Here is a 25,716-nt window from a genome sequence, read left to right as displayed (position 1 = left end):
ATGATCGGGTTTTCCTTGCCTTCCTTGGGATGACATGAAGCCGATCCTCGCCAGTATCCTTCTCGTGGCCAGCTTCGCCGTGCACGCGCAGGCGGGCGACGATGCTTTCAAACGCATCTACGAGCGGGAATACGCCTGGCGCACCGGCCAGGCGGGCGTGCAGAGTTCGGGAGAGTCGCTGCCCAACAACGGCCGGCTGGACGACGTGGACGCCGCCGGCCAGATGCGCCGCCTGGACTACTGGAACCACGTGCTGGCTGACTTGGCGAAGATAGATCCAGCCACCTTGAGCCCCACGGCGCGCGTGGATTTTGCGATCTACCGCGAGCAGATCGGCAACCTAGCCGCGGCCCAACGTTTCGGCCAATGGCAGATGCCCTTCAATAGCGATTCGGCGTTCTGGTCGGACGTGGGCTACCAGCTTGGTGGTGACAACCTGCATACGCCGGCCGAGGTGCAGCACTACCTTGATCGCCTGGCCCAGGTGAGTGACTACATCGACCAGGAAATCGCCAACATGCGCCTGGGGTTGAAGCGTGGCTTCACCGTGCCGCGCGCCGTGTTGGACGGGCGCGATGTGTCGATCGCCGCGGTGGCCAACCAGAAGGATCCCGAAGCCACCTCGTTCTACCAGCCACTGAAGAACATGCCGGTCACCTGGCCTGCCGCGCAACGCGAGAGCTTTGAAGCCAGCGCACGCAAGACCATCAGCGGAACGGTTATTCCCGCCTATGGCCGGTTATTGGCCTTCTTCCACGACGAATACGTGCCCCATGCGCGCACCACGCTCGCTGCCGAGGCCATGCCCGACGGCAAGGCCTGGTACCGCCAGCAGATCCACGAATACACCACGCTGGACCTTGATCCGGACAGCATCCACAAAACCGGTTTGGCGGAAGTCACCAAGATCCACCAGCAGATGCTGGCGACGATGGCCGAGAGTGGCTTCAAGGGCAGCTTCCCCGAGTTCCTCGCCTTCCTGCGATCGGACCCGCAGTTCTATGCGAAGACGCCCGATGAACTGTTGATGCGCACCGCCTGGGTGGCCAAGCAGGTGGACGGCAAGCTTGGGCAGTTCTTTGGCCTGTTGCCGCGCCAACGCTTCGCCATCATGCCGGTGCCGGCAGACATTGCGCCGTACTACACCTCTGGCCGCGGTGGTGCGGACACGTACCTGGTCAACACTTACGACCTGCCATCGCGCCCGCTGTTCGCGATGCCTGCGCTTACCTTGCACGAATCGATGCCCGGCCATGCGCTGCAGCTGGCCTTGGCCGCCGAACAGAAAGGCCAGCCCGCCTTCCGCCGCGAAAGCTATATTTCCGCCTACGGGGAAGGCTGGGCGTTGTACTCGGAATACCTGGGCCAGGAGATGTGCATTTATCACACGCCCTACGAGAAATTCGGCTACCTGAGCTACCAGATGTGGCGCGCCGCCCGGCTGGTGGTGGACACCGGCATCCACCACGAAGGCTGGACCCGCCAGCAGGCCATCGACTACATGACGCAGAACACCGCGCTAAGCCAGCGCGAGATCGTCAACGAAGTGGATCGCTATATCAGCTGGCCGGGCCAGGCGCTGTCGTATGAGCTGGGGTATCTGCGCATCCTGGCGCTGCGGCATGAAGCTGAGCAGGCACTGGGGCCGAAGTTCGATTTGAGGGCGTTCCATGACGCCGTGCTGGAGCTTGGCTCGGTGCCGTTGCCGGTGCTTGAGGACCATGTGCATGCGTGGATTGCGAAGCAGAAGGGGTAGTACAGGTTCGCAAATGGACTGAATGGGGGAGGGAGTACATGAAACCGCAGCTGGAAGATTTTCTTGAGCAGTTCAGCAACATGGACACGAATGTTCTGCTGCTGCGCTACCGCGCTGGTGGCATGGTTCCCGATGCAGAGGCGGCGTTGCTCGAGGTTCTCGAAGGAAGGGGTTATTCGCTACAGGCATTGTTGATGGAACGACGCGCCAAGGTTACGACGGCAGATGTGATGCCCACAGATCCGCCCTGGCTCAATCTGCCTCCACTACCACGGGTAAAGTCTTCCGACCCACGTTTGCGTGGATTTAACCGCGCCCTGAAGTGGCTGCTGATTCCCGTAATCGTCGCGCTCGTGTTACTGGCACTACCGCTGGTGGGCAACTTTCTGGTTCTCGGCGGCGTAGGGGCGCTGGGTTGCAACACTGGTGAAGACGCGATTCACCCCTGCCACGTGCTTGGGCGGGACATCGGAAGCCTGGTCTCTGGATACGGAGTGAGTATTTTTGTGCTTGGGGGCCTGAATCCGTTTCTCGCGATGGAGGCGTTCGCAGAGTTTCTTCAGACCCCGTACGGCGTGGCATGGTTGCTGGCGGTGGGGGGAACATTGAAGCTCAGGTCGGTCAAGCGAGGTCGTCTGGAGCGAGCTATCGACGCGCAGGATGGCCATTTATAGCAGTGAAGCGCTTAAGGTCACTCCGCCGCCTGGCTCGTCAACTTTCCACGGTGCCCATCCGCCCGGCATTCGTACACGCGTGATGTGGCGTTGATCCGGCCGCGTTTGGCCGATACCACGACGCGATCGGATTCATCGCTGCCGTGGTCGCCGCAGGGCCACTCCTCGACCTCCTTGGGTTTGCCGCTTCGCTTCAGTACACCCCAGACCCATTCGCTCATCATCAACGGTTCGTTGGGATGGGCGGCGGTTCCGAAGACGTGCAGGTGGGAGTTGGCGGCGCTAACGCCAACGGCGGCAAGCTGGAGCTTGCCACACGGAAGTGTGCCTACCTGTAGCAAGAATTCCGTCGCGTTGCCGTCGTGGTCGTAATCGGCGAACGTCATGAGCCGGACAGGCTTGCGATGCTCGATATCCTTGATCAGCTTGGGATCTTCGTCTGCTTCGCGATCTGAATCCTTATCGCGCATCGGCCAGCGCTGGGCCGTGGCCATGCCATCGACGTCGCCGGGGCCATCAAACTTGCCGAAGAGCGGGGTCAGATCCAGGTGTTCTATATCGCGGCCGCCGCGACGACGAACGAGCCACAACTGGCCGGCCTCACCATAGGCGAGGCCGGAGCAGGGACAGGTGTTGGCCATATAGACGGCATCGGCACCGCAGGCCTTGACCGGCTTGCCCTGCCATTCCAGGCGCCAGGTTTCGCGATGACCGGCGACCAGGATCGTGCATTGCTCGCGGACCACGACGTCCCCGGCGTGGGCGGCGAAACCGGCCAGCCCCAACCAGAGAGCAAACATCGTTAAAACCAGGCGCGCCGGCAAACCGGCACCCCTGCGCAACCCCGACCGCTTTTGCACGTTTGGCTCCCCCGAACCTGGTCGCCATACGATACATCGACGTCGCGCCGCCAGCGTGGCTTTTACTTGTGCGCGGCGATAATTTCGCTCAGGTAATCGGGCGTGCCTTCCACGCGCACCAGGTGCGGATACTGCAGGCCGCCGTGGTAGTCCACGGCAATCTTGCGGTAGCTACCCTGGTACTTCAGCAGAAGCTCGATCGGTGCCTTGCCGTCCTTCGCTGCCGTGATCTCACTCTTGAGCACGTCCTTGGAATAATCCTTCCCGTTCACCGCCACCAGCGTGGCGCCAGTGCTCACGCCCGCCTTGAACGCAGGGCCATCCCAGCGCACGTCGTTGACCTTGCCCTGGTCGTTCATCGTCAGGCCGATCGACCAGCTGAAGTTGTACAGGTGGCGGGATGGTGCCGGCCGGCTGTTGTACGACTTCTCGAAGTCGCTTTCCTTATCGGTATAGACCAGTTTCCAGCCGGTGCCGGCAATGCCGTCTTCCAGCGGAGGATTGATGGTGTCGACGTGCGCATGCAGGAAGGTGGCCCAGTCATACTTGGCCACGCCATTGAGGGCGGCCACCACGTCGTCGAACGTATAGGTCTTGGTGACATAACTGCCGTTGTCGACGCCGAAGAACGCGCGTGCGAAATCATCCAGGGATTTCTGGTCCTTCGTCAGGCTGCGCAGCTTCGCGTCCACCTCCAGCCACATCATCTGGCCGCCGCTGTAGTACTCCTCGCTCATCTGCCAGCTGCGAAAGGGCAGGCTGGTGCGATGGGCGATGGTGGGATCGTTGGTGGTGTCGGTGAGCGTGCGCCACTGGAAGCCCACGCGGTTTCGCTCGTAGTTGGCGGCCGTCATGGCCAGGGCGTCACGGAACTGCTGCGCCGACCAGATCCCCGATCGCGCCGTCAGCACGAAGCCCCAATACTGGGTCTGTCCTTCGTATACCCACAGCAGGGAATTAGCCATCGGTACGTTGAAGTTCGGCGTCCACAGGTCCGCCGGGCGGCGGAACTTGCCGTTCCAGGAGTGCACGTACTCATGGGCCAGCAGATCACGCTCGGGTGCCCCATCTTTCCAGGCGGTGAAATAGTCCGATCCCAAGCCGTCCTCGCTGGACTGGTGGTGCTCGGTACCGTTGCCGCCTAGCTGGTCGGACAGCGAGAACAGGAAATCGTAGTGATCGTAGTGATGCGATCCGAACAGCTTCACCGCCTGCGTCACCAGTGCGCGATGCGCGGCGACCTGCTCGGGCGTCATTTCGAGGTCGTCCGGCGTGTCGGCGAACACATCCAGGTGCACCGGTGCCTTGTCGCCCGGATTAAGGTCCACGCGCTTGAAATACTGGCCCGCATAGACCGGGGAATCGACCAGGTTGTTGAAGGTCACGGGCTTGAAAGTGGTGGTGTCGCCCGACTGCGAGGCGGTTTCCAGGGCCGTACCGAACTGCCAGCCGTGCGGCAGCGTCATGCTGGGAACGAAGGTGATGCCGCGGGAATAGTGGCCGGCTGGATACAAGCCCACCTTGCTCCACTCCATGTCCATCATGCGGTCGGTGATCTCGAAGCCGCCGTCGTCGGCCCGCCCGGACAGGTACTGGAATTCCACATCGATGCTGGAAACATCCGCGGGTACGTCCAGATGGAACGCGTACATGTTGTATTTGTCGCGCAACCACGCAAGCGGCTTGCCGTTGGCGCTGAGCTTCAGGCCGGCGAGCATGGCAATGGGGCCGCTCGGCGAGTGGTCGCCCGGAATCCATTGCGGGTACAGCAGGGTCAGCGCACCGGGCTTAACCGGAATGGATTCATGGACGCGGAAAATCCCCTGCACCGTGTCGTTGGCATCGACATGAAGGTTTATCGTGCCCTCGTAAGGTGTGTCCTGGGGCGGCGGCACGTTGTCGGCGCGCGTCGGCTCCGGCTGCGCAGCCGCACCGCCAGCCGCGAGGGCCATCGCGAGCGCCAGGGACAACCGTGAGAATTTACGAGTCGCGGTAAGCGAACCGCCAGTCAGGAGGGCACGGGGCATGCGGGAATCTCCGGGGACATGTGGATAGATGCGGAACGTAGCATTGCACCGAGGCCCGCGGTAGAGCGAATGCAATAGCGTCAGCTACCCTAGCGTACTGACCACCGAGGGAAATACCCCTTCGTAAGCCTCGCCGTAAGTCATCGGCGTGCCCGAATTCCTCCCGCCCTGGACGCCACGCTGCAATGCCACCCGCGTGTAGTACTCCCACAGGTGCTCCTGCCCTTCCATGCACTCGATGGCGGCGCGCTTCTTCTCCCAAACTTCGGTGATATTCAGGATGACGTTCGGCTTCCAGGCACACTGCTCCGGCTGGTGAGGCTCGAACAAATACACCTGCGGTGCACCGATCACCGGCACGCCCGGGTTATGCCCATGCGCCTGCCCCACAATGCGCGCCTCCTGGGTGAAGGCGCTCACGGCCACGTGGTCGGCGTTGTACGGGTCAAGGCGCGAATGCGTCATGACCCAGGAAGGTTTGACGGCACGGTAGAGGTCGGCCAGCCGGAATAGAGAATCGGTCGACAGGGTGATCGGGTAGTCACCCAAATCCCAGAACTGGATATCGGCAACGCCCAGGTGCCTGGCGGCGTTCCCGGCCTCGCGCTGGCGCTCGGCCTTGACCTTCTCCAGCGTCATGTCGGGCTTGCGCCACAGCTTGGCCGATTCACCGCGCTCGCCGTAGGAAAGGCACACCACGGTGATATCCCAACCGGCGGCCGCGTGCAGCGCGATCGCGCCGCCGGCGCGCCACACGAAGTCGGCCGAATGCGCGCTCACCACCAATGCTGTCTTGTTCGTCATGATCGTTTCCGTTCTACAGGTAGAAAAATCAGTCTCCCCCGACTGTCCGTTCGAAACCGAGCATGCTGCCGATATCCAAGCGCAGGCTCAGGCCGAAGGCGAACATGTTCTTCGGGAAAATCTTGGTGGTCGTGATGCTGGAGTTATCCGGGTGCACGATGTACTGAACGCTCGGCATCAGCTCCAGGCCGCGGGTCACGTGCCAGCCATAGGTCAGCTCGAAGGCTGTCTGGTGAGCAGCGTTGCTGCCATGGCCGCCCTTCTTGATGCGGGCGTCGCGCAGGAATTCCCGCTCACGGGGGGTGAGCTCAAACTCGGAGACCGAGAAGTTCAAGGTGTCCTTCGGCAGCGCGGCGAAGGGCGAGGTCCAGACAAAGCCGGTATAGACCTGCTGGCGCATGATCTCCGCTTCGTCCAGTTGCTGCACGATGCCGCCGAATATATTGAAGCTCTGGGCGCTGGCGTCGTTCGGCCTCCAGACAACGCGGTCGCCCATGATGTACACGCCGTCGCGGCTGCTGTTGACGGTCAGCGCCGTGCCGCCATACAGGGCCTTGGAGCGACCGGCAGTATTGAAGTAGGGGTCGGTCAGGGGCGCGGTGCTGACGAAGGCGCCGACCTTCAGTTCAAACGGATAACGGATGGTCGCCGGGTCGGTCTTGGCCCAGGCCCACTCCACCGGCACCGTGATGCCCGTGGCATTGGCGATGGAGAAATCCAGGCCGTTGCTGGCGGAGGTCGTCGGGTTCACTTCGAACACGCCGCTTTCGATATAGGTATGCGCGGTGGGTTTGTACTTGACGTTCAGGCCCCAGGTGGCCGACGGCAGCAGGCTGAAGCCGGCCTCGGACACCAGGATTCTTGGCTCGCCGCAGGTGTCGGCCGACTCGAACTGGCAGTTGGTCACCAGATGCCCGTAGTAAGTGGTCGTGCCCAGGCGGCCGGCGGTAATGTCGAGCTTGTCGTCCAGCAGCTTCTGTTCGTACGCGAACAGTCCCAGGTGCCAGCGGTAGAACTCGTTCTTGTAGATGTACTGCTGCTTGGTGAACGTGCCGGTGACGTTCTTATTCAGGCTCTCGCCATAGTCGCGGTACACGGTGAAGTGGAACGAGCCACCCGTGAGCCCGATCATCTTGTCCAGGTCGAAGTCGGCACCGATGTTGAACTGGCCGACGTTGGTATGGCCCTGATAGATGCCGCCGGTGGTGTTGTGCGCGTACTGGTCGATGATGCCGCTGCGGAGGTTGATACCCTCGGCTTTCAAGGACTTCGCCAGCCCCGCCAACGGGGGCTTCGAGCCATTGGCAGGCGTTGTTGTGGTGTCGTCCGCATCCGGCGACGCAGGATCGGCGGTGCTGGCGCTACTGGCTGGCGCGGAGGATGCGGGCGCCGTGGCCTGGGCAGCGGCGAGCATCGGCGTGAAGCCGGCTGCCAGCGCGAATAAGGTGATGCCGATACAGGTCATGCGATTCATTTGGACAGTCCCTCCCTGATCGCGAAGCCATAAGCTTCGCGAGGCTCTTACTGCTTGCGATGTGGTGGATCAGGCGGGCTGGTAGCCCGCGTCCAGTTGCTGTTTCAGTTGTGCCTGGTCGACGGCCTTTTCCCACCGGCCGACGACCACGGTTGCGACGCAATTGCCGGCGATGTTGGTGAACACGAAGAACGCCGAGAGAATCCGGTGGACACCCAGGATCAGCGCGATGCTGTTTACGGGAATGGTCTTGGTGGCGGCGAGGGTGAGCGTGAGCACGGCGATGGCGGAGCCGGAAACACCGGCGCCTCCCTTCGAGGTGAGCAGCAGGATCGCCAGCAGCCCAAGTTGCTGTTCCCAACCCAGCGCGGTGCCCGTGGCCTGGGCCAGGAACACCGCCACGGCGGCGAAGTACAGGCAGGTACCGTCGTGGTTGAAGCTATAGGCGGTGGGAAGCACCATGCCCACTACCGATTCATTGACGCCGAGCCTGGTGAGTTTGGCCGTAAGTTGCGGAAACACGCTTTCGGAGGAACTGGTGCCCAGCACCAGCACCAACTCCTCACGGAAATAGCGCATCAGCTTGAGCAGGTTGAAGCCTGCGAAGGCACAGATCGGCGCAAGCACCAGGCCGATGAAAAGCACGCAGGTCAGCAGGAATTCGAGCACCAGCGCGCCCAGCGGCAGCAACGTGGCCAGGCCGAACTGCGCCACGGTGAAGGCGATGGCACCGAAGGCCGCAATCGGCGCGATCTTCATCACCATGCGGATGATCCAGAAAAGCGTGGCCTGCACCGTGTCGACCACGGTCAACACCGGTTGCGCCTTCTCGCCAAGCGACGCGAGGCCGCAGGCGAACAGCACCGAGAACACCAGGATCTGCAAGATGTCGCCTTGCGCAAACGCATTGAGCGCGGAACTGGGGACCAGGTTGACCAGGAACGCACCCACGCCGGTAGGCGCCGCGGGCGCGGCGTCTGTGTGGGCCGTCGTATGCAGCATGGCCGGATCGATATGCATGCCCACGCCGGGCTTGAGCACGTTGATCGTCACCAGCCCGATCACCAGCGCGATGCTGGTGACCACTTCGAAGTACACCATGGCCTTGATGGCGATGCGCGCCACCTTGCCCAGGTCGCGGACGCTGGCGATGCCATGCGTCACCGTGCAGAAGATGATCAGCCCGACCACCATCTGGATCAGCCGGATAAAGATGTCGCCCAGCGGCTTCAGGTCCTTGCCGATGTCGGGCGCCAGCGCACCCACGCCGACGCCCAGCACCATGCCGGCCACGACCTGGAAGGTGAGGTCCTGGTAGAACGGGCGGCGTGGGCGCACGGCCGAATGGATTTCGTTGACTGTCATCTTGTTCATCAGTTGGAAGGACCCACGCAACGGCCGGGCGGCACGCCGCGATGCGAGGAGTGTCCCACCATGACCCCGGCGACATTCATGCGGGGAGCCCGCCGAGGATAGTTTCTGCCGGGCCAAATACCTCGTCGATGCCGAGACGGCGCGGTAGCAGGCCTTGTTCGAGGCATGCATCGATCACGTATTGGACTGGTTCGAGCAATGAGCTGAAGCCGAAAGCGTACGGGGAAGGCTTTCCGTCCGTTGTGGGTAACCGGGCGAACGACTGCAACAGCAGGCCGTACGCCTCGCGTACAGCGCCTGGATCGCGCTTGCATGCGGCTGCGCTGGCCGAGACAAGGTGATTGATCGGCACGAAGCCGTGCCTGGCGTACCACGCGCTGTCCTTCTCGCTGGCGTTGGCGATCACGGGCACGAATTCCTCGTCCTTGGGAAGGTCGTTGCCGAGGATCGCCGCGTCCGTGATGCCTTCGCGCAACTGGTCCAGCAGGCTCTTGTCATCCGCGGCGTGCTCGACGAAGAACGGATCCTCGTACTGCTCGACGTGGGCGGGATCATGGGTGAGCCAGTGCATCGAGAGGGTGGCAAGGCCGTAGTCTTCAGCCAGGTGCGCGCGCACCCACATACCTGTGGTCTGGGTGTAGGCGCGCACGCCGATGCGCTTGCCCGGGAGGTCCTGCGGACTCGCCACGCCGCCGCTGCGGCGCGTGATCAGGCAGCCTCGCTGAAACCGCGAGGCCACCACGGCGGGCAGCAGGATGATTGGACGGCCATAGGCCACGGCCTGCAGCGCGGTGACGATCGCCAGTTCCGACACGTCGTAGCTTTGCTGGCGGACCATTGGCGCGAAGGCCTTGTGCACGGGCGACACGTCGATGAAGTCGAAGGTGAGCCCGGGACTGGCCACTGCGCCGCTCTTGAGCGGTTCGGTCAGCGGCGAGGTCGCCAGCACCGTGCGTAGCGTGCGCGACTCAGACATGGGCAGGCGCCTGCACCAGTGCCGGGTACACCGTGGCCGCAGTGCCGGCGAAGATCATCGCCTGGTCGTGCACCGGAAGCCGGGCCAACACGTCGCGCGCGGTGGTGAGCAGCGTCGGCAGCGCGCCTTCCGCCGCGGGGAAATTCGATCCCCAGGCAATTCTGCCCGCGCCGAATACATCGATGATCTTCTCGAGGAAATCGCGCGGAGTGGACTTGCCGGCCGTGGCCGCGGCGAGCGTGCGGTTGGTGAGCTTGAGGAACACGCCCGGGAAGCTCGCCATGTCGAACAGCGCCTCCGCCTGGGCGAAGGGCGTGCCATCGGACAAGTCCGGTCGTGCGCAATGATCCAGCAGCACGCGCACCCTGGGGAAGCGCTCCAGCAGGGAACGCAGGGCAGGGAGCCCTTCCATCGTCATCTGCAGGCACACCGGGATGCCCAGCTTCTCGGCGTGTGCCCAGGCGGGGTAGGAGTGCTTATGCCCCAACCAGTCCGACTGGCCGGGCATGGTGCTGCCCGTGGTGAACAGGCGAAAGCCTGAAAGCCCTTCCGCCTGCCAATGGTCGATGCGCTCCACGGCATCCGGCGCCAGGGCATCGATCGAATACACACCCACCAGGCGCGTCGGGTGCGCGCGGACGGTATCCACGACATAGCGGTTGTCGTGGCCATAGACGGTGGAAGCCTGTACCACCACCGCCTTGGCGATGCCGGCTTCGTCGATGGCCCTCAACAGGCTGGCTGCATCCACGGGGCGCGCTTGCGACCACTCCGACTGGTGGCCGCCGATCGGATCCCTTGGGTAGGCCGAGGGGTCGGGGGAGATGACGTGCGTATGTGTGTCGAAGATCTTCATCGGATTCTTTGCAAGTGGGAATGCTTTGGGGCGTGTGGCTAGCGGTAGGTCAGGCCCTTGGCCGCCAGGCGTTCGCGCATGGCGTAGATGTCCAGGCCCAGTTCGCCGCTCCTCAGGCGCTCACGGACCTTTTCCTCGCGGGCTTCGCGCTCGATGCCCTTGGCCAGCACCTCGTTGGCCTCTTCGTGGCGGACCACGCACACGCCGTCGTCGTCGGCCAGGACGATGTCGCCGGGGCGAACATATTCCCCACCGCAGACCACCGGCACGTTCACCGAGCCCAAGGTCTCTTTCACCGTGCCCTGGGCGAACACGGCCTTGGACCACACCGGGAAACCCATCGCAGTGAGGTCGCGGACATCGCGCACGCCAGCGTCGATCACCAGGCCGCGGCAACCCCGCGCCATGGCGGACGTCGCCAGCAGGTCGCCGAAGTAGCCGTCGACGCAGTCGCTGGTGGGGGCCACCAGCAAAATGTCGCTATGGTGAAGCTGCTCGATGGCCACGTGGATCATCCAGTTGTCGCCGGGCGGGATAGACACCGTTACCGCGGATCCGGCGATGCGCGCGCCCGCATAGATCGGGCGAAGGTGGCTGGCGAGCAGCCCCTTGCGGCCCTGTGCCTCGTGGACAGTCGCCACACCGAGCCGGCCCAGCGCGTCCACCAGGGCCTTGTCAGGCCTTTGGACTTTGGTATTGACTGTGGACATGCACCTTTTCCTACAAACTGAATAAGGCAAAGGTGCGCGCCAGCATGGGGTTTGCCAAATTCGTTTTATGATCAGGCCATAAGCAAATACGATTGATTGCTCGTGAAAGACATTTTCCAGCTCAACCTCAGGCACCTGGATGCGCTGCTCGTCACCGGACGGTCGGGCAGCATGAGCGCTGCCGCGCGCGAGGTGAACCTGTCGCAGCCGGCCCTTGCCCAGGCGATAGGCAAGATGGAGCGCGTGCTCGGCGAGCGCCTGTTCGACCGGCAGCCCGGTGGCGCCATGCCCACCGTGGCGGGCAAGGTGATGATGGTTCGCGTGAATCGTGCGCTGCGTTACCTGGCGCACGGCGGGCGTTTGGTCAGGCGATCGGCGCGACTGGCCCCGCTGCCGCATATCGAGCGGCGCGTGACCATGGTCCAGTTGCGCGCGCTGATCGCGGTGGAGGGCAACAGCAGTTACGTGCAGGCGTCCGAGTTGACCGGCCTCTCCCAGCCGGCGGTGCATCGCGCGGTGCGTGAACTACAGGACATCCTGGGCATGGATCTTTTCGTGCGGGTGGGCCGTATCGTGCGGCCGACGGATGTGGCCAGCCGCTTCGTGCGCTTTGCCCGCCTGATGCTGTCGGAGCTGCGGGCGGGCGTCGAGGAGATCGGCGCCATCAGTACCGATGACGCCGGTCGCGTGATCGTCGGCATCCTGCCCAGTGCCCGCGCCATCTTCTTCTCCGAGTTGCTCGCGCGTTTCACCACGGCGCACGTATCGGCGGCGGTGAAGGTGGTCGAGGCGCCTTACCTGGAGCTACTTAGCAGCCTTCGCCAGGGAGATATCGACTTGATCATCGGCGCGCGCCGAGAACCGTCGCCGCACCGCGAGGTGGTGCAGGAAGAGCTCTACGACGACGATCCCGTGGTGGTCGGCCGTACCGGCCATCCCCTGCAAGGCAAGAAGCAGCTGGATCTGCCAGACCTCCTGGCTTATCCGTGGGTGATCTCCGCCCCGGGAATTCCCCTGCGCACCAAGTGGGAACAGATATTCCTCAGCCGGGGAGTGGAACCGCCGAGGCTTCGCATCGAATGCGGGTCGGTTTTGGTGACGCGAGGGCTACTGCTGCAGGGCGACTGGCTTGCGCTCATTTCCCGCGATCAGTTCCTATTTGAACAGCGCGCCGGCACGCTCACGGAAATGGGTGACCTGGGCAAGGAACTGCGGCGTGGCATTGCGCTAACGCGTCGTCGCGACTGGATGCCCACGCCGCTGCAGGCGGATTTCGTCAGGCGGACGCATGTGCTTGCGCGGGAGCGGCGGGAAGGGGTTGTGTAGGTACGGACGCCGGGCCCTTGGTCAGAATAGTGGCAAAAGCTCTATGTGTGGTGTAGATTAACCAATAACTTCACAGGTGAAGTTACTGCCATGACCCAAACCCAGCCCTCCGTCGCCCCCGTTCCGGAACTCGGTGGCCCTGCTTTGCGGGCCTTTTTCGCTCTGGCCGAACGCTGGGAGCTGCGCGCCGGCGAACAACGCACCCTGCTGGGCGACCCGCCCGAATCCACCTTCTACAAGTGGAAGCGCGAGCAGGACGGCCATATCGGCCGCGACACCATCGAACGCATCAGTTACCTGCTGGGCATCTACAAAGACCTGGCCATCCTCTTTCCCGACCCGGCCCAGGCCGAAGGCTGGGTGCGCCGGCCCAACACCGCGCCGCTGTTCGGCGGCCGCTCGGCACTGGAACGCATGCTGTCGGGGAACGTCGCCGACCTCTTCGTGGTGCGCCAATACCTGGACGCCCAACGCGGCTGGAACGGATGAGCGCGCAGCCACCGCTGCGCCGCGTGCGCTGGACGCAGGCGTGGCGCATCGTCTCCAGCCGTTTCCCGCCCACGGGATTATTCGATCGCATTGCGGACCCAGCGGACCTCGACGCCGTGTTCGCCATCGAATCGCTGACCAACCCGCGCCTGCGCGCCGAGGCGGGCACCTTGTCGCTGGTGCCACGCGAACGTCGCATCTCAGGCCCCGGCAGCACGCCGGTGATGGCCGCCTTTACCCATCTGAACCCGATGGGCAGCCGCTTTTCCGATGGCAGCTGGGGCGTGTTCTACGCCGCGCGCACGGTGTCCACCGCGATCGAGGAAACCGTGTACCACTGCGAGGCCTTCATGCGCGCTACGAAGGAACCGCCCACCGATATGCAGATGCGTTGCTACACCACGTCGATCGTGGCGCAGCTGCACGACATCCGCGGCGGCTGGCCGGACGAGCAATCTCCGAGCTCCTATGTCGCCAGCGTGACGTTGGCGCGCGAGTTGCGCGCCGCGGGGTCGGACGGCATCGTCTACGAAAGCGCGCGGCATGCCGGCGGCCAGTGCGTGGCGGCGTTCTATCCCGATGTGGTTTCGCCGTGTACGCAGGCCCAGCATCTGGCCTATCGCTGGGATGGCGCGCGGGTGTCGATGGTGTTCGAACTTACGCCGGTCAAACGTCCCAAGCCGGTCTAAACAGGCCGGGACTGGGACGGAGTTCGATCAGGCGCGCTGGCCACCAGAGGCCGTGATCCTCTCGCCGGTCACCCAAGCCGAATCATCGGAGGCCAGGAACAGCGCCACGCGAGCGATGTCTTCGGGCATACCCGGACGACCGAACGGGATCGTCGCGACCACGGCTTCGACGGCCTCCTTCGGCCAACCCAGAGCTGCAATGCCTTCAGTGATGGTGGCACCAGGCGCGAGGCTGTTGACGCGGATTTTCTTCGGGGCAAGTTCCACTGAGGTCACACGCGTGACGGAGTCGACGGCACTCTTGGATGCTGCATAGATCACCGAGTTGGGCATGTAACCAACACTGGCAATCGAACTGATGTTGATAATGCTGCCGCCATTCGGGCCAAAGTATTTCGCAGCCTCTTGTGTCGCGGTGATTATGCCGAGCACGTTCGTGCTGAACTCACGATGGAATTCCTGCTCCGTGGAGTCCTGCAAGGGTCCGAAGGCGTAGACGCCCGCGTTGTTCACCAAGATGTCGAGCGTGCCGAAGGCACGTTTCGTCTCTTCAAACAGTCGTCGGATGTCGGCGGTTTTTGAGAAGTCGGCCTGCACGGCCACGGCCTTGCCACCGGAACTCTTGATCTCGGCGACCAGGGCGTTTGCTGCGTCCTTGCTGGTCGCGTAGTTCACGACGACCGAGGCGCCCGACTGGGCGAAAAGCTTGGCGATTCCGGCACCGATGCCCTTGGAGGCGCCGGTCACGATAGCGACCTTAGATAGCTCGGCGACGCCGCAATCAACCGCTGCGTCCGCCCGATCACGCGCGCGGTGGCACTTGAGTCGGCCAAGTCGCCGAGTCGAAGTGCGACGTCGGCACCTTCCTTGATCGTGTCTTGCCGTTGATCGCTCATCAACAAGCTGACGTTTAGCGAAGGGTGGCGCGCAAGAAATTCCGGCATCAAGGGAATGATTTCGCGCACGCCAAAGCTTGCAGGCATGGCAACGCGCAGTGAGCCGCGGAGTTCCCGCGATCCACGAGCAGTGTGATCGGCCTCCTCAAGCGAGGACAGGATCGCTTCGACACTGGCCAGGTAGTCGTTGCCAATGTCAGTCAGCGTGACAGCCCGCGTCGTGCGGGTAACCAAGGCCGCGCCTACGTCTTCCTCCAGCGCCGCGATGATCCGCGATACCGACGGTTGTGACAGATCTAGCTCCCCCGCCGCAGCAGAGAAGCTTCCCGAGCGGGCAACTCGCACGAAAAGTCGGAGCGCCAGAAGCTTGTCGTTCATGCGATGAGTGTGTCCTAGAGCGAGCGGCCGTAGCAAGTAGGTCCCGCAGTAGATGGACGAGGCTTTTCTTGGCGCCATTTTCATCTGCCCGGCTTGACGCATAATTGCCTAATGGCCCCCTCCGTCTAGCGCACCACGGTGTGAATGGAACAGTTGCAGGGGTGACGGATGAGCTTCTTGAGCATCTTGAATCAAGCAGTGTTACTCAGTGATTTGGTAGCAAAGGATGTTTTGACATGACTACTCCATTTTCCGGTGGGTGCACATGCGGGTCGATTCGCTACGTGTGCTCACGTACGCCCGTCGCGATGCTCAATTGCCACTGTCTGGATTGTCAGCGTTCCAGCGGTGCCCCATTCGCTTCGGGCTTCATCGTCGCGGACTCGGGCATAGAGATTACTGGTGCGCCGAAAACGTACTCGGTTCAAGCGGCTAGTGGCGCCGTCGCGACTCGCAGCTTTTGCCCTCAATGTGGCTCACCATTGTTCACGCGCGGCGATGCCAACCCAGGATTCATGTCCGTTCGCTTTCCTACGCTGGACGACACTTGGGAGTTTCAGCCGATGCTGGACATTTGGACAGCCAGTGCGCAACCGTGGGTTTGCCTTAGCCAGGCAATTCCACAATATCCCCGGTTGCCCTAATTCGACCGCTAATATGGCGTCCATCCGCAGTCTAGGTATGGATGAGGATCACCATGGGAACATTGCTTGAGAACAATCGTGCGGTCCTCGATGGAAGGATTGCATTGCTGACGGAACGGATAGACGAATTAGAAAGGAATCTTCACGTTCAAGTTGCAAAACTGCGCGCACCGATTGATCAGCTGCACGCTGAGCTTCAATTGCTGATGCAGGAACGCCACGAGCTAGATGGCCTGGTGCCTGCCATCGACCCTGACGCGCCGGACGAATGAGCAGGCGAAGGCTAGGTGGTCATGGGCGTTGAGGATCTAGCGACACTGAGTATCGCTGCGCGCATGGGTGCTGGGCTATCAGGGGAAGAAATGGCTTTCATAATCGAACAGGACTCCGCTCGCGATTCCTTTGGGAACTACCGTTACCGTATCTACAAGGACGGAGCGCTGGTCGCTCGCTACTGGCACGATTTCCGGGGTGATGAGCACGGCATTGAATTCGTGACCGGCAAAAGCGACTCGTGGCCGGTTGGTCGCATGACAGACTTCCTGGAAGGAGGCGGACCAGAACCGCTGACGCTGAGTGAGCGCGCCGTGGCTTATATGGATCAACGAACTTAAGTGCTCGGCGTCTCGTCTTGACGATCGGCAAGGCCTCTGGAATCGATCAGTCCAGGTAGAGCCGTTAAGCTTGGGCTAGCCAATTGTGCATCGTCCGATTGGATGCCAGATACACCGCCTTGCCTCGATATCTGGCACCCTCATGGTTTGCGACGCGGCACTGTAGCCGTACGTCAACGCGCGAACCCACCGCGAGGTCCCCATGAAACGCCTGCTTCTCGTGCTGTTCCTGCTGCTCCCCGCAATTTCCTTCGCCAGAGAGAATGCTCACGGCGTATGGGACAAAGACATCGCCGCCTTCCAGGCCGAGGACAAAGCCAACCCGCCACCGCCAGGCTCGGTGCTGTTCGTCGGCAGCTCGTCGATCCGCTTCTGGAAATCCTTGAGCGAGGATTTCCCGTTCGTGCACACCATCAACCGCGGCTTCGGCGGATCCGACCTGGACGACTCGGTGTACTTCGCCGACCGCATCGTCACTCCCTACAAGGCCAAGGCCATCGTGGTGTACGCCGGCGACAACGACATCATGGGTGGCGACACGCCGCAGGGCGTGTTCGACGACTTCAAGGCATTCGTCGCGAAGGTGCGTAATGCGCAGCCCAATGTCCCCATCGCCTTTATCGCGATCAAGCCCAGCGTGGCGCGTAAATCATTGATGGCGCCAATGCACCAGGCCAACGACTTGATCAAGGCGTGGGCAACCACGCAGAAGAACGTGACGTTCCTGGACATCTGGCCCGACATGCTCGACAAAAATGGCCAGCCGCGGCCAGAGCTTTTCATCCAGGACGGCCTGCACATGAACCGCCAGGGCTATGACATCTGGGTGGCTAAGGTCACGCCGTGGCTGAAGTCACTGCATTAATCCCTGGCCAGATCAATCGGTCTAACTTTCAGTGAAGAAGGGATGGCACCACGTGGCCCTGCAAGAGCGATGAATCACATTGATTTAGTCGAGCAGAGTGAACTGCTTGTCGAAGCCATGGGCCGCTGGCCTTCGTTTCACGACGCCAAGGTGCTGGGCATTTCGCGACTGCAGAACTCCTGCATCGCGACGATCCACGTCTTTGAGATGACGCGTGAAGTCGATTCACAAGGGTATTTCATACTTCGCAACCATCACCGCGTCGAAATGAGCATGCTTGGTGTGCACAGCGATTCGCTTCCACTGCACTACACGGGCGATGTGCTTTCAACTCTGGCCGTGAGGCGGGACGGCGACCTCATAAGGGTGGATTTTGAGTCGCACATGGACAACGACGGCTCGATTGTATGCGAGCACGTTCGATTGGTTAGCGTTGACCCATGCGATGGCGACGGGGTCGTTTGACCGAAATCCGCAACTAGTTATCGCCGCCTGTAGCCCAACCTTCACGCGTTCCGCGCTGGTATACCTTGTCACCTTCCAGCACATCGCCCGCCGCATGCACTGGCCGCGTGGCCAACTCCGCGTAGAGTGGCGTGAAGTCCGGCCCCGTGGCTTCGAACAGCTGCTCGAAGCTGTCGATCACGAAGTAGGTCTGCTGATAGGTGTCGATGCGGTAGCGCGTTTGCATCACGCGGGCGAGATCGAAGCCGATGCGGTTGGGCGCCGGCGAATCGATGCTGTAGATGGATTCACCCTTGGAGCTCACAATGCCCGCGCCGTAGATGCGCAGGCCCGCGTCGGTGCGGATCAACCCGAACTCCACCGTGTACCAGTACAGGCGCGTCAGGTTCATCAGCGCCTCGGGGCCGATGGCGTAGGCCTTCATGCCGCCGCGGCCATAGGCCTGCATGTAGTCGGCGAAAACGGGGTTCAGCAGCAACGGCACATGGCCGAAGAGGTCGTGGAAGAGGTCCGGCTCGGAGAGGTAGTCCAACTGGTCCATCTTGCGGATCCACCAGCTCACCGGGAAACGGCGGTTGGCCAGGTGGTCGAAGAACACTTCGTCGGGCAGCAGGCCTTCCACGGCCACCAACTGCCAGCCGGTGGCCTTGGCCAGTACCTCGTTCAGATGGTCGAAGCGCGGGATGCCGCCGTCGCCCAGGCCAAAGCGTTCCACGCCCTCGAGGAATTCCGGGCAGGCATAGGCCGGCAGCAGGGCGCTCTGGCGCTCGTAGAGGATGTTCCACACCTGGTGATCGGTGGCCGTGTAGCTGTCCCACGGCTGCTCGACCACGCCCGTGGCATACACCGGCACGTAACCGCGATCGGTTTGCTGGTGTTCGACGCGACGGGGGGTCTGCATGACGGTGCTTCCGTAGTGGCTCTGGTATCAGCTTAGCGGCGAACGCGCGCAATGGGCTTGTTTTATTGCACCTTATAGGGCTTATGGCGCAAGATATATGCTATCGAGGCAGCAATGACGCAATAAAATGTCGATTTCCCTGGACAAGACCGATCTGCGCATCCTCGCCACCCTGCAAACGCAGGGCAGGGTGACCAACGCAGAACTGGCCGATATGGCGAGCCTGTCGCCCTCGGCCTGCCTTCGCCGGGTACAGAAACTGGAGGCGGAGGGAGTCATTACCGGCTACGCCGCGCGGGTGGACCCGATAGCGGTGGGCCTGGGCCTCCAGGCCTTCGTCCGCGTGCAGCTGGAAAAACACGACAACACCAGCATCGAGAGCTTCATCGAGCGCGTGCGCGACTGGGAGGAAGTGGTCGACTGCTACGCGCTCACCGGTGACATGGACTACCTCATGCACGTCTACGTGGCCGACCTTGAAGGTTTCTCCCGCTTCCTGCTCGACCGGCTACTCAACGCCGCGGGCGTGGCCGACGTCAATTCAAGCTTTGTCCTACGCACGGTGAAGCGTTCGGCGGCGCTGCCTCTAGCGGCTTCGCGCGCGGCTGGTTAATCTTGCAGGCTTGATGACCCCCGACGCTGCCAGCCAGGCATCCCCCGACCGCATGCGCCCCTGGCGCTACCTGTGGCGCATTCCGTTGCTCGTGCTGCACGTGTTGTTCGGCGTGCTGGTGTGCGGAGTGGTCCTTAGCTGGTCGCAAGGGGTGATGAAGAACGGCCGCGAACCCTTCGGCCACCGCACGATACGGCTGTGGTCCACCTGGCTGCTGCGCATCTTCGGCTTCCGTAGCCGGAGCTTCGGCAAGCCCCTGGCAGATCCGGTGCTTTTCGTCGCCAACCACACCTCATGGCTGGATATCGAGCTGGTGCACTCCCAGCGCGCGGCCTGCTTCGTGGCCAAGGCCGAGATCGCCGGCTGGCCGCTGGTGGGCTGGATGGCCGCGCGTGGCGGCACCATCTTCCACCGCCGCGGCAGCAACCACTCGCTGGCCTCGGTGATGCAGGTGATGGTCGAGCGCCTTCGCGCCGGCCGCTCGGTGGCGGTATTCCCTGAAGGGGGAAGCGGCTACAACGGTGTATTGCGCGTGTTCCACGCCCGCATCTTCCAGGCGGCGCTCGATGCCGGGGTGCCCGTGCAGCCGGTGGCGCTGCGTTTTGCCCGCAACGGCGAACGGCTGATCGACATCGGCTTCCGCGAAGGCGAGTCGTTCATGGGCAACTTCCTGCGCATCCTGGGCGAGGCGCCGCTGGACGCGGAAGTCCATTTCCTCGAGCCCGTACCCGCCAGCCCGGACGCGCGCCGCCGCATGGCCGAGACCTCGCGCGCGCGCATCGAACAATCGCTGGGGCCGGTACCGGCGACAGCAGGGGCCGGGGAACCGGCATGACCCTGCCTCGGGGGGCAGATTTCAATCCACCCTGGCCGCTGCGCAGCGGCCACATCCAGACCATGCTGTCGTCATCGGGCGTGCGCAGCTTCCTGCTGCCCAGTGCCGCACACAAGGTGCGCGAGGGTGCCCAGAACGTGATGGTGGAAGGTGGTCCGGGCATCCGCCTGTCCGGCGCCTATACCGCACAGGGCACCGGGCGAGCTTCGCGGGGCCTGGCCGTGTTGTTCCATGGGTGGGAAGGCAGCGTCGACTCCACCTATGTGCTGCAGACCGGTAGCCGGCTGCTCGACGAAGGCTGGGACATCTTCCGCCTGAACTTCCGCGACCATGGCGACAGCCACCCGCTGAACGAATCGCTGTTCCACTCCTGCCGCATCGACGAAGTGGTGGTCGCGGTGGGCGAAATCGCCCGGCGTTGGCCCTCGCGTTGCATGGCCCTGGCGGGATTTTCCCTGGGCGGGAATTTCGCCCTGCGGGTGGCCATGAAGGCGCCGGAGGTAGGTATTCCGCTGGACTACTCCCTGGCCATATGCCCGATCATCGATCCGGCCGAGGGGCTGTTTTCCCTCGAGAAGGAAGCGCCGTGGTTCTACCACGCCTATTTCATGCAGAAGTGGCGGCGTTCGCTGCGCATGAAGCAGAACGCGTTTCCCAACCAGCAGTACTTCGAGCTGGCGGAGCTGAAGCAGAACATGCGCGACCTCACCCGGTCGCTGGTGCTGCGCCACACAGATTTCGATTCGCTGGAAAGTTACCTGGAAGGTTACTCGGTAGCCGGTGACCGCCTGCGCGGCATGACCTTGCCCGCCACCATCTTTACCGCCGAGGACGATCCGGTGATTCCCGTCGGCGCGTTCCGCCAGTTGTCGCTGCCGCCGAACATCGAACTGGATATCGCCGCCCACGGCGGCCATTGCGGCTTCATCCAGGGCTGGGACATGACCAGCTTCACCGATGACTACATCGCCGCCCGCTTCAACGCGATCGCCGACGCCTGAAACGAATGCGCCCGGCCTTGGGGCCGGGCGCGTCTTCGATAGGCTTTGTGCCTTTTAGTGCGTGTGGGACAGCGCCCCCGCCGCGGTGATCGCCGCGCCGCCGATCGCCAAGACCAGCACCAGGCCCACCAGCCACTGCAGTACCACCGCGATCACCACCGCCAACGCGGTGTAGCCGGCCGATTTCTGCGGCGGGTTTTTCATCACCGGGGACATGCCCAGGTACATCAGGTAGATGCTGTATACGATGCCGGCCAGCCACACCAGCCAGCCAAGCCACGGCAGGATGATGAATGCGCCTCCCACCCACGCAGCGGTATAGGAATAGGCCACTACCTTCAGCGCCTGCACCATGTCCTGGCGGCCTTCGAAGGTCGACGCCAGCGCGTTGATGACCAGTGCCACCACGTACACCACCAGCAGGCTCAACGCATAGGTGAATACGGCCGTGATGATCCCCTGCGGGATCGGCGTGCGGATGGTGATGCCGACGGTGCCGATGCCGATCAGGCAAGTGCGGATGAAGCCCGCGACGGCCGGTATGGCTGCCAGGATGACGATGTAGTTGAGATACAGCCCCTTGACCGTTGCCGGCTCTGCCGCGATCAGCGGCCACTCGGTGCGTGGCGAGGCCAGGATCTGCTTGACCCGGGTGACAATGCTTGCCTGATCCATACCTTCCCCTTCCTTCCGGTTGAATGTCGTCGATCGCAAGAATTCCCCTCGCGGGGAGTCTAGCCGAGCGCGGCAGTTTCGCCACACCCGGCGCCCGGACGATGGCAGGGTCGAGGGTGCCAGTAGTACCCTCAGCGGCCCAGCCGGCGAGAGTGGCCCAAGATGCGCGCTTCCTTGATCACCATCCTGGGCCTGATGGCCCTCGCTCCGGCGGCGTACGCCAAACCTGAGCTGGACAAGCTCACCCTGCCGCCGGGCTTCCATATCGCCATCTACAGCGACAAGGTGCCCGATGCTCGCGAGATCACCGTCGGCGGCCACGGCACGGTTTTCGTCGGCTCCAGCGACACCGGGAAGGTCTATGCGCTCACCGACAGCGACGGCTCGGGCAAGGCGGACAAGGTGCGCGTGGTGGCCAGCGGGTTGACCCAGCCCCTCGGCATCGCCTTCAAGGGCGGCGACCTCTATATATCGGCGATCAGCCGCATCGTGGTGCTGCGCGACATCGAAAGCCACCTGGACGACCCGCCCAAGCCTGAGCTGGTGACCGACAAGCTCACCCGCGATACTCAGCACGGCGGGAAATACCTGGCCTTCGGACCCGACGGCAAGCTGTACGTTCCCATCGGCGCGCCGTGCAACGTCTGCGACCAGAAAGGCTACGCCAAGCTCACCCGCATGAACACCGATGGTTCGGGCGTGGAAGACGTGGCCCTGGGCCTGCGCAACACCGTGGGCTTCACCTGGAACCAGGACGGCACGCTGTGGCTCACCGACAACGGTCGGGACATGATGGGCGACGACCTGCCAAGCGACGAACTCAACCACGTCACCAAGCCGGGCCAGCATTTCGGATTTCCCTACTGCCACCAGGGCGATACCCTCGACCCGGACTTCGGCAAGGGCAAGAACTGCGCCGACTACACCCCGCCAGCGCTGAAGCTGGGCGCGCACGTGGCGGCGCTGGGTTTGCGCTTTTACGAAGGCAAGGCGTTCCCCAGCGACTACCGTCAGGTGCTTTTCATCGCTGAACATGGCTCATGGAACCGCAGCACCAAATCTGGCTACCGGGTGATGAGCGTGGACATCCAGGGCGACCGGGTGAGCGACTACAAAGTGTTCATCGACGGCTTCCAGCAGGGCGAGCAGGCCTGGGGTCGTCCCGTGGACGTGCAGCCGCTGGCCGATGGCTCGTTGCTGGTGAGCGACGAGCTGGCCGGCGCGGTCTACCGCGTGACTTACACCAAGCCACCCGGCGCCCCCAAGACCGATGCACCGAAAACCGGCAAAAAGCCTGGAAAATGAACGGCCGCCGAGCGCGTGGCGGTTTTGCGCGCGCTTTGTTCACGCCCAGTGCGCGCGCACCGGGCGTTAATGGTTTGGCAAGACCGCGTGCCACTACTCTTGTGGCTACGTCGCGACCACCCCGCCCGGACTGGAGATTCGAAATGAACAAGCAGGTCGAACCGGCCGTCGTCGCCGCCGCCAACACGGTCAGCGCCGCCGAACGCATTGAAGAGCGCGCCGAGCGCGTGAAGCAGGCCACCTCCAATGTGGTGGAGAAGACCAAGGACGCGGTGGACCGCGCCGCCGACAAGGTCGAGACGAACTTGCACAGCGCCACCGACAAGGCCGCTGCCGGCGCTACCCATGCCGCCGAAAAGGTCAACGAATACGGCGAACGCGCGCGTGAAGTGGTGGGCGACGCCCGCGAACGCACCGACGAATGGCTGGAGACGGCCCGCGAATACGTCCGCGAGAAACCGATCCAGTCGCTGGCCATCGCGCTGGCCGCCGGCTGGGTTGCCGGCCGCATCCTGCGTCGCTGATCACCCATCTGTACCCGATAAGACGACCAGGGGCGGCGGATGACTGATCCAGGAACCGCCGGCGTACCGCCGCCGGAAGATTTACCGACCCCGCCAGAACCGTCGTTGACGGCGGAGCTGGGTAAGCTTGCCAGCGGGATCAGGCAGGTGTTCGGCAGCCACTTCAAGCTTTTCGGCGCCGAGGTGAGGCTGGCCAAGAGCGGCATCATGTTGATGCTGTTCATGGCGCTGGGCGCCACCACCTTCGCGGTGGCGCTGGGCTTTACACTGCTGGCGCTGCTGGGCTGGGCATTGGCCCAGTGGTTCGGATCGTGGGCCTGGGCGCTGGGTGCGCTGGCGCTGATCCAGCTGCTTTTGTTGTTGGGCGCCATCACCGTCTTCAGGCGGTGCATGGCCTGGCTGGGCATGCCGGTGACGCGTGCGGAAGTGCGCGCACTGATACACGAAGCGACCGAACGCGGTCGGGAGGAGGGGGAAGAACATGAGCGTCTTCAAGAACATCGCCGCCGTCCGCCTGGCCCAGGCTGAGGTCCGTGCTTCGCGCGAGGCCGTGGCCGCGCCGGCCGCCGCGCTCTATGCCAAAGGCTACGAACATCCGTTGACGGTGGTATCCGCCGCGACGGGTGTGGGCGTGGTGCTGGGCATGCTCAATGTCCATCCTCTGCGCGTGCCGGGGTTGGTCTCGATACTCTCCGGCGGCGCGACGGAACTGGCCAGCCGTGCGGTCATGCTCGCCGCCGGGAATTTCATGGGTAGCGGGGACGGCGGCAACCCATGAGCGACCTGCAGGCGACGCCGCTTACCCCGGCCACGCCCGCCGTGGCCCCTGGCGCTGCCGTCTCGTCGAAAACCCCGCTTCTTCGCGAACACCATCGCAAGCTCAACGGTACGTCGATCCGCCGCATCTCGAGGCACATGCGGTCGATCCGCGTGATCCTGCAAACGATGCTGTTCCTGGCCATCATTTATACGGTGACCATCGGCAAGCCGCTGTTGATTCCCCTACTGCTGGCGGGATTCATCGGCCTGGGGTTGAACCCCATCGTTTCGTTTGGCGCGCGGCTGGGCGTGCCGCGCTGGCTGAGCGCCTGCGTGGTGATGCTGGCCCTGGGCACCGCGGTCGGCGCCGGCACCAGCATGGTGGCGCCGGCGGCTTTGAACTGGTTCCACCAGGCGCCCGACGCCATGCGCCAGCTGGCGCCGAAGATCAAGCCGATGACGCAGCAGCTGGAAGCGGCCAGCCGTGCCACGCAAAACCTGGTGGGCGGCAGCCCGCGTGCGGGCCAGCCGGCGGCGCCGACGGTAGCAATCTTCAGTTCCTGGGATGTCATCACCGGCGCGCCGAAGGTGATGGCAAGCGTGCTCACCGTGGTCCTGCTGGTGTTCTTCTTCCTGATCTATGGCGATGAACTGTTGCGGCGTGCGGTGGAGGTGTCGCCTACCTTCGCCCAGAAGCGGCATACCGTAACCATCGTACGAAGTATCCAGTCGGAGGTATCGCGGTACCTCCTGACCACCATGGCGATCAACTTCGGCCTGGGCCTGATCACCGCGGCCATGCTCTATGGCTACGGCGTGCCCGATCCGCTGCTGTGGGGCACGGTGGCCATGCTCTTCAATTTCGTACCCTACGTTGGTGCCATCACCACTACCGTGGTGCTTTCCCTGGTGGGCCTGCTGCATTTCAACGATGCGGGCACCGCGATGTTGCCTGCGTTGAGCTTCGCTGCGATCACCGCCATCGAGGGCAACGTGATCACCCCGCTGATCCAGGGCCGCCGCATGCGGCTTTCGCCGGTGGCCATCCTGCTGTGGCTGCTGGTGTGGGGCTGGCTGTGGGGTATCCCGGGCGCGCTGCTGGCGGTGCCGATGCTCACCAGCGCCAAGCTGGTGGCTGCGCGCCTGCGGGGCTGGGAATGGTTCGCCATGATGGTGGGTCGCTAGACCCTGGGCGAGGGCACGGCTTCGCGGCGGACTGCATGGCT

Annotated in this window: 30 protein-coding genes; 18 read left to right on the top strand and 12 right to left on the bottom strand. The window is 63.3% G+C overall.

The genetic code is table 11. The features are described 5' to 3' along the window. Positions 1-34 precede the first annotated feature (34 nt). Positions 35-1,756: a DUF885 domain-containing protein gene (locus NDK18_RS14335; protein ID WP_250628156.1), complete on the top strand. Its 1,722-nt coding sequence runs from the start codon at positions 35-37 to the stop codon at positions 1,754-1,756. Between the two features lie 38 nt (positions 1,757-1,794). Next, complete coding sequence (locus NDK18_RS14330; RefSeq protein ID WP_250628155.1) at positions 1,795-2,430, top strand: hypothetical protein; 636 nt, start codon at positions 1,795-1,797, stop codon at positions 2,428-2,430. Positions 2,431-2,447: 17 nt separating this feature from the next. Here NDK18_RS14330 and NDK18_RS14325 read toward each other — a convergent pair whose 3' ends face one another. From NDK18_RS14325 to NDK18_RS14290, 8 genes are all read right to left on the bottom strand, one after another. Continuing rightward, a complete protein-coding gene (locus NDK18_RS14325; protein ID WP_250628154.1) occupies positions 2,448-3,254 on the bottom strand; it encodes a hypothetical protein in 807 nt (268 codons plus the stop codon). A gap of 98 nt (positions 3,255-3,352) precedes the next feature. Continuing rightward, the gene (locus NDK18_RS14320; protein ID WP_250628153.1) at positions 3,353-5,317 is read right to left on the bottom strand and encodes a M61 family metallopeptidase; all 1,965 of its coding nucleotides are present in this window, start codon (positions 5,315-5,317) and stop codon (positions 3,353-3,355) included. 84 nt (positions 5,318-5,401) lie between these two features. Beyond that, complete coding sequence (locus NDK18_RS14315; RefSeq protein WP_284692153.1) at positions 5,402-6,121, bottom strand: PIG-L deacetylase family protein; 720 nt, start codon at positions 6,119-6,121, stop codon at positions 5,402-5,404. A 28-nt stretch (positions 6,122-6,149) separates the two neighbouring features. Further along, entirely contained in the window at positions 6,150-7,595 is a 1,446-nt protein-coding gene (locus NDK18_RS14310) for a carbohydrate porin (protein ID WP_250628152.1), read from the bottom strand. A gap of 69 nt (positions 7,596-7,664) precedes the next feature. After that, complete coding sequence (dctA, locus tag NDK18_RS14305; RefSeq protein ID WP_250626091.1) at positions 7,665-8,969, bottom strand: C4-dicarboxylate transporter DctA; 1,305 nt, start codon at positions 8,967-8,969, stop codon at positions 7,665-7,667. Between the two features lie 76 nt (positions 8,970-9,045). Then, the gene (locus NDK18_RS14300; RefSeq protein WP_250628151.1) at positions 9,046-9,945 is read right to left on the bottom strand and encodes a substrate-binding domain-containing protein; all 900 of its coding nucleotides are present in this window, start codon (positions 9,943-9,945) and stop codon (positions 9,046-9,048) included. Beyond that, complete coding sequence (locus tag NDK18_RS14295; RefSeq protein ID WP_250628150.1) at positions 9,938-10,801, bottom strand: amidohydrolase family protein; 864 nt, start codon at positions 10,799-10,801, stop codon at positions 9,938-9,940. The genes NDK18_RS14300 and NDK18_RS14295 overlap by 8 nt, the downstream gene beginning before the upstream one ends. A gap of 38 nt (positions 10,802-10,839) precedes the next feature. Beyond that, a complete protein-coding gene (locus NDK18_RS14290; protein WP_250628149.1) occupies positions 10,840-11,511 on the bottom strand; it encodes a 4-carboxy-4-hydroxy-2-oxoadipate aldolase/oxaloacetate decarboxylase in 672 nt (223 codons plus the stop codon). 102 nt (positions 11,512-11,613) lie between these two features. Here NDK18_RS14290 and NDK18_RS14285 point away from each other — a divergent pair, with 102 nt between their 5' ends. From NDK18_RS14285 to NDK18_RS14275, 3 genes are all read left to right on the top strand, one after another. Beyond that, positions 11,614-12,837: a LysR family transcriptional regulator gene (locus tag NDK18_RS14285; RefSeq protein ID WP_250626087.1), complete on the top strand. Its 1,224-nt coding sequence runs from the start codon at positions 11,614-11,616 to the stop codon at positions 12,835-12,837. Positions 12,838-12,927: 90 nt separating this feature from the next. After that, positions 12,928-13,326, top strand: coding sequence for an MbcA/ParS/Xre antitoxin family protein (locus NDK18_RS14280; protein ID WP_250626086.1), 399 nt, complete (start codon positions 12,928-12,930; stop codon positions 13,324-13,326). Continuing rightward, on the top strand, positions 13,323-14,015 hold the full coding sequence (locus NDK18_RS14275) for an RES family NAD+ phosphorylase (protein ID WP_250626085.1): 693 nt from the start codon (positions 13,323-13,325) through the stop codon (positions 14,013-14,015). Before NDK18_RS14280 ends, NDK18_RS14275 begins: the two co-directional genes overlap by 4 nt. Positions 14,016-14,042: 27 nt before the next feature. On the opposite strand, the gene NDK18_RS14270 is transcribed toward NDK18_RS14275, so the two are convergent. Together NDK18_RS14270 and NDK18_RS14265 are read right to left on the bottom strand one after the other, a co-directional pair. Next, positions 14,043-14,762, bottom strand: coding sequence for a glucose 1-dehydrogenase (locus NDK18_RS14270; RefSeq protein WP_250628148.1), 720 nt, complete (start codon positions 14,760-14,762; stop codon positions 14,043-14,045). After that, the gene (locus NDK18_RS14265) at positions 14,759-15,289 is read right to left on the bottom strand and encodes a LysR family transcriptional regulator (protein ID WP_250628147.1); all 531 of its coding nucleotides are present in this window, start codon (positions 15,287-15,289) and stop codon (positions 14,759-14,761) included. The genes NDK18_RS14270 and NDK18_RS14265 overlap by 4 nt, the downstream gene beginning before the upstream one ends. Before the next feature lie 236 nt (positions 15,290-15,525). Here NDK18_RS14265 and NDK18_RS14260 point away from each other — a divergent pair, with 236 nt between their 5' ends. From NDK18_RS14260 to NDK18_RS14240, 5 genes are all read left to right on the top strand, one after another. Continuing rightward, complete coding sequence (locus tag NDK18_RS14260; protein WP_345777083.1) at positions 15,526-15,933, top strand: GFA family protein; 408 nt, start codon at positions 15,526-15,528, stop codon at positions 15,931-15,933. Between the two features lie 53 nt (positions 15,934-15,986). Then, positions 15,987-16,205 (top strand): hypothetical protein, encoded by a 219-nt coding sequence (locus tag NDK18_RS14255; protein ID WP_250628146.1) that lies wholly within the window; start codon positions 15,987-15,989, stop codon positions 16,203-16,205. 21 nt (positions 16,206-16,226) lie between these two features. Continuing rightward, entirely contained in the window at positions 16,227-16,547 is a 321-nt protein-coding gene (locus tag NDK18_RS14250; RefSeq protein ID WP_250628145.1) for a hypothetical protein, read from the top strand. Positions 16,548-16,749: 202 nt separating this feature from the next. Next, the gene (locus tag NDK18_RS14245) at positions 16,750-17,412 is read left to right on the top strand and encodes an SGNH/GDSL hydrolase family protein (protein ID WP_250628144.1); all 663 of its coding nucleotides are present in this window, start codon (positions 16,750-16,752) and stop codon (positions 17,410-17,412) included. 69 nt (positions 17,413-17,481) lie between these two features. Beyond that, complete coding sequence (locus tag NDK18_RS14240) at positions 17,482-17,877, top strand: Imm50 family immunity protein (protein WP_250628143.1); 396 nt, start codon at positions 17,482-17,484, stop codon at positions 17,875-17,877. 13 nt (positions 17,878-17,890) lie between these two features. Here the strand turns inward: NDK18_RS14240 and phhA are convergent, their stop codons facing one another. Further along, positions 17,891-18,778, bottom strand: coding sequence for a phenylalanine 4-monooxygenase (gene phhA / locus NDK18_RS14235; RefSeq protein ID WP_250628142.1), 888 nt, complete (start codon positions 18,776-18,778; stop codon positions 17,891-17,893). Positions 18,779-18,905: 127 nt separating this feature from the next. On the opposite strand from phhA, the gene NDK18_RS14230 reads away from it, so the two are divergent. The 3 genes from NDK18_RS14230 to NDK18_RS14220 are packed head-to-tail and all read left to right on the top strand — an operon-like array spanning position 18,906 to position 21,227. Next, positions 18,906-19,391 carry an Lrp/AsnC family transcriptional regulator gene (locus NDK18_RS14230; protein WP_250626075.1) on the top strand — a complete coding sequence of 162 codons (486 nt, stop codon included), beginning with the start codon at positions 18,906-18,908 and terminating at the stop codon, positions 19,389-19,391. Positions 19,392-19,404: 13 nt separating this feature from the next. After that, positions 19,405-20,226, top strand: coding sequence for a lysophospholipid acyltransferase family protein (locus NDK18_RS14225; protein ID WP_250626074.1), 822 nt, complete (start codon positions 19,405-19,407; stop codon positions 20,224-20,226). Then, on the top strand, positions 20,223-21,227 hold the full coding sequence (locus tag NDK18_RS14220) for a YheT family hydrolase (protein WP_250626073.1): 1,005 nt from the start codon (positions 20,223-20,225) through the stop codon (positions 21,225-21,227). Before NDK18_RS14225 ends, NDK18_RS14220 begins: the two co-directional genes overlap by 4 nt. 54 nt (positions 21,228-21,281) lie before the next feature. Here NDK18_RS14220 and NDK18_RS14215 read toward each other — a convergent pair whose 3' ends face one another. Continuing rightward, positions 21,282-21,902, bottom strand: a complete 621-nt coding sequence (locus tag NDK18_RS14215; protein WP_250626072.1) for a Yip1 family protein — start codon at positions 21,900-21,902, stop codon at positions 21,282-21,284. Between the two features lie 162 nt (positions 21,903-22,064). Here NDK18_RS14215 and NDK18_RS14210 point away from each other — a divergent pair, with 162 nt between their 5' ends. The 5 genes from NDK18_RS14210 to NDK18_RS14190 all read left to right on the top strand — a co-directional run bounded on the left by NDK18_RS14210 (position 22,065) and on the right by NDK18_RS14190 (position 25,675). Next, entirely contained in the window at positions 22,065-23,207 is a 1,143-nt protein-coding gene (locus NDK18_RS14210) for a PQQ-dependent sugar dehydrogenase (protein WP_250626071.1), read from the top strand. A gap of 143 nt (positions 23,208-23,350) precedes the next feature. Then, a complete protein-coding gene (locus NDK18_RS14205) occupies positions 23,351-23,731 on the top strand; it encodes an ElaB/YgaM/YqjD family protein (RefSeq protein ID WP_250626070.1) in 381 nt (126 codons plus the stop codon). 39 nt (positions 23,732-23,770) lie between these two features. Next, entirely contained in the window at positions 23,771-24,259 is a 489-nt protein-coding gene (locus NDK18_RS14200; protein WP_250626069.1) for an ABC transporter ATP-binding protein, read from the top strand. Next, entirely contained in the window at positions 24,213-24,509 is a 297-nt protein-coding gene (locus NDK18_RS14195) for a hypothetical protein (protein ID WP_250626068.1), read from the top strand. Before NDK18_RS14200 ends, NDK18_RS14195 begins: the two co-directional genes overlap by 47 nt. Then, positions 24,506-25,675, top strand: coding sequence for an AI-2E family transporter (locus NDK18_RS14190; protein WP_250628141.1), 1,170 nt, complete (start codon positions 24,506-24,508; stop codon positions 25,673-25,675). Before NDK18_RS14195 ends, NDK18_RS14190 begins: the two co-directional genes overlap by 4 nt. Positions 25,676-25,716: the final 41 nt, after the last annotated feature.

It is taken from the genome of Pinirhizobacter soli (genome assembly GCF_015905305.1).
In the GTDB taxonomy this organism is placed as follows: Bacteria; Pseudomonadota; Gammaproteobacteria; order Xanthomonadales; family Rhodanobacteraceae; genus Pinirhizobacter; species Pinirhizobacter soli.
The sequence above is the reverse complement of the archived record's forward strand: the minus strand, read 5'-3'. Positions and strand labels throughout refer to the sequence as shown.

Bases quoted from the DNA above. Each gene is read 5' to 3' on its own strand.
- NDK18_RS14295 (WP_250628150.1), bottom strand. From the start codon at position 10,801: ATGAAGATCTTCGACACACATACGCACGTCATCTCCCCCGACCCCTCG.
- NDK18_RS14315 (WP_284692153.1), bottom strand. From the start codon at position 6,121: ATGACGAACAAGACAGCATTGGTGGTGAGCGCGCATTCGGCCGACTTC.
- NDK18_RS14240 (WP_250628143.1), top strand. From the start codon at position 17,482: ATGAATCACATTGATTTAGTCGAGCAGAGTGAACTGCTTGTCGAAGCC.
- NDK18_RS14220 (WP_250626073.1), top strand. From the start codon at position 20,223: ATGACCCTGCCTCGGGGGGCAGATTTCAATCCACCCTGGCCGCTGCGC.
- NDK18_RS14225 (WP_250626074.1), top strand. From the start codon at position 19,405: ATGACCCCCGACGCTGCCAGCCAGGCATCCCCCGACCGCATGCGCCCC.
- NDK18_RS14255 (WP_250628146.1), top strand. From the start codon at position 15,987: ATGGGAACATTGCTTGAGAACAATCGTGCGGTCCTCGATGGAAGGATT.
- NDK18_RS14320 (WP_250628153.1), bottom strand. From the start codon at position 5,317: ATGCCCCGTGCCCTCCTGACTGGCGGTTCGCTTACCGCGACTCGTAAA.
- NDK18_RS14265 (WP_250628147.1), bottom strand. From the start codon at position 15,289: ATGAACGACAAGCTTCTGGCGCTCCGACTTTTCGTGCGAGTTGCCCGC.
- NDK18_RS14200 (WP_250626069.1), top strand. From the start codon at position 23,771: ATGACTGATCCAGGAACCGCCGGCGTACCGCCGCCGGAAGATTTACCG.
- dctA (WP_250626091.1), bottom strand. From the start codon at position 8,969: ATGAACAAGATGACAGTCAACGAAATCCATTCGGCCGTGCGCCCACGC.
- NDK18_RS14310 (WP_250628152.1), bottom strand. From the start codon at position 7,595: ATGAATCGCATGACCTGTATCGGCATCACCTTATTCGCGCTGGCAGCC.
- NDK18_RS14230 (WP_250626075.1), top strand. From the start codon at position 18,906: ATGTCGATTTCCCTGGACAAGACCGATCTGCGCATCCTCGCCACCCTG.
- NDK18_RS14205 (WP_250626070.1), top strand. From the start codon at position 23,351: ATGAACAAGCAGGTCGAACCGGCCGTCGTCGCCGCCGCCAACACGGTC.
- NDK18_RS14245 (WP_250628144.1), top strand. From the start codon at position 16,750: ATGAAACGCCTGCTTCTCGTGCTGTTCCTGCTGCTCCCCGCAATTTCC.
- NDK18_RS14215 (WP_250626072.1), bottom strand. From the start codon at position 21,902: ATGGATCAGGCAAGCATTGTCACCCGGGTCAAGCAGATCCTGGCCTCG.
- phhA (WP_250628142.1), bottom strand. From the start codon at position 18,778: ATGCAGACCCCCCGTCGCGTCGAACACCAGCAAACCGATCGCGGTTAC.
- NDK18_RS14330 (WP_250628155.1), top strand. From the start codon at position 1,795: ATGAAACCGCAGCTGGAAGATTTTCTTGAGCAGTTCAGCAACATGGAC.
- NDK18_RS14275 (WP_250626085.1), top strand. From the start codon at position 13,323: ATGAGCGCGCAGCCACCGCTGCGCCGCGTGCGCTGGACGCAGGCGTGG.
- NDK18_RS14300 (WP_250628151.1), bottom strand. From the start codon at position 9,945: ATGTCTGAGTCGCGCACGCTACGCACGGTGCTGGCGACCTCGCCGCTG.
- NDK18_RS14210 (WP_250626071.1), top strand. From the start codon at position 22,065: ATGCGCGCTTCCTTGATCACCATCCTGGGCCTGATGGCCCTCGCTCCG.
- NDK18_RS14280 (WP_250626086.1), top strand. From the start codon at position 12,928: ATGACCCAAACCCAGCCCTCCGTCGCCCCCGTTCCGGAACTCGGTGGC.
- NDK18_RS14335 (WP_250628156.1), top strand. From the start codon at position 35: ATGAAGCCGATCCTCGCCAGTATCCTTCTCGTGGCCAGCTTCGCCGTG.
- NDK18_RS14250 (WP_250628145.1), top strand. From the start codon at position 16,227: ATGGGCGTTGAGGATCTAGCGACACTGAGTATCGCTGCGCGCATGGGT.
- NDK18_RS14195 (WP_250626068.1), top strand. From the start codon at position 24,213: ATGAGCGTCTTCAAGAACATCGCCGCCGTCCGCCTGGCCCAGGCTGAG.
- NDK18_RS14260 (WP_345777083.1), top strand. From the start codon at position 15,526: ATGACTACTCCATTTTCCGGTGGGTGCACATGCGGGTCGATTCGCTAC.
- NDK18_RS14290 (WP_250628149.1), bottom strand. From the start codon at position 11,511: ATGTCCACAGTCAATACCAAAGTCCAAAGGCCTGACAAGGCCCTGGTG.
- NDK18_RS14190 (WP_250628141.1), top strand. From the start codon at position 24,506: ATGAGCGACCTGCAGGCGACGCCGCTTACCCCGGCCACGCCCGCCGTG.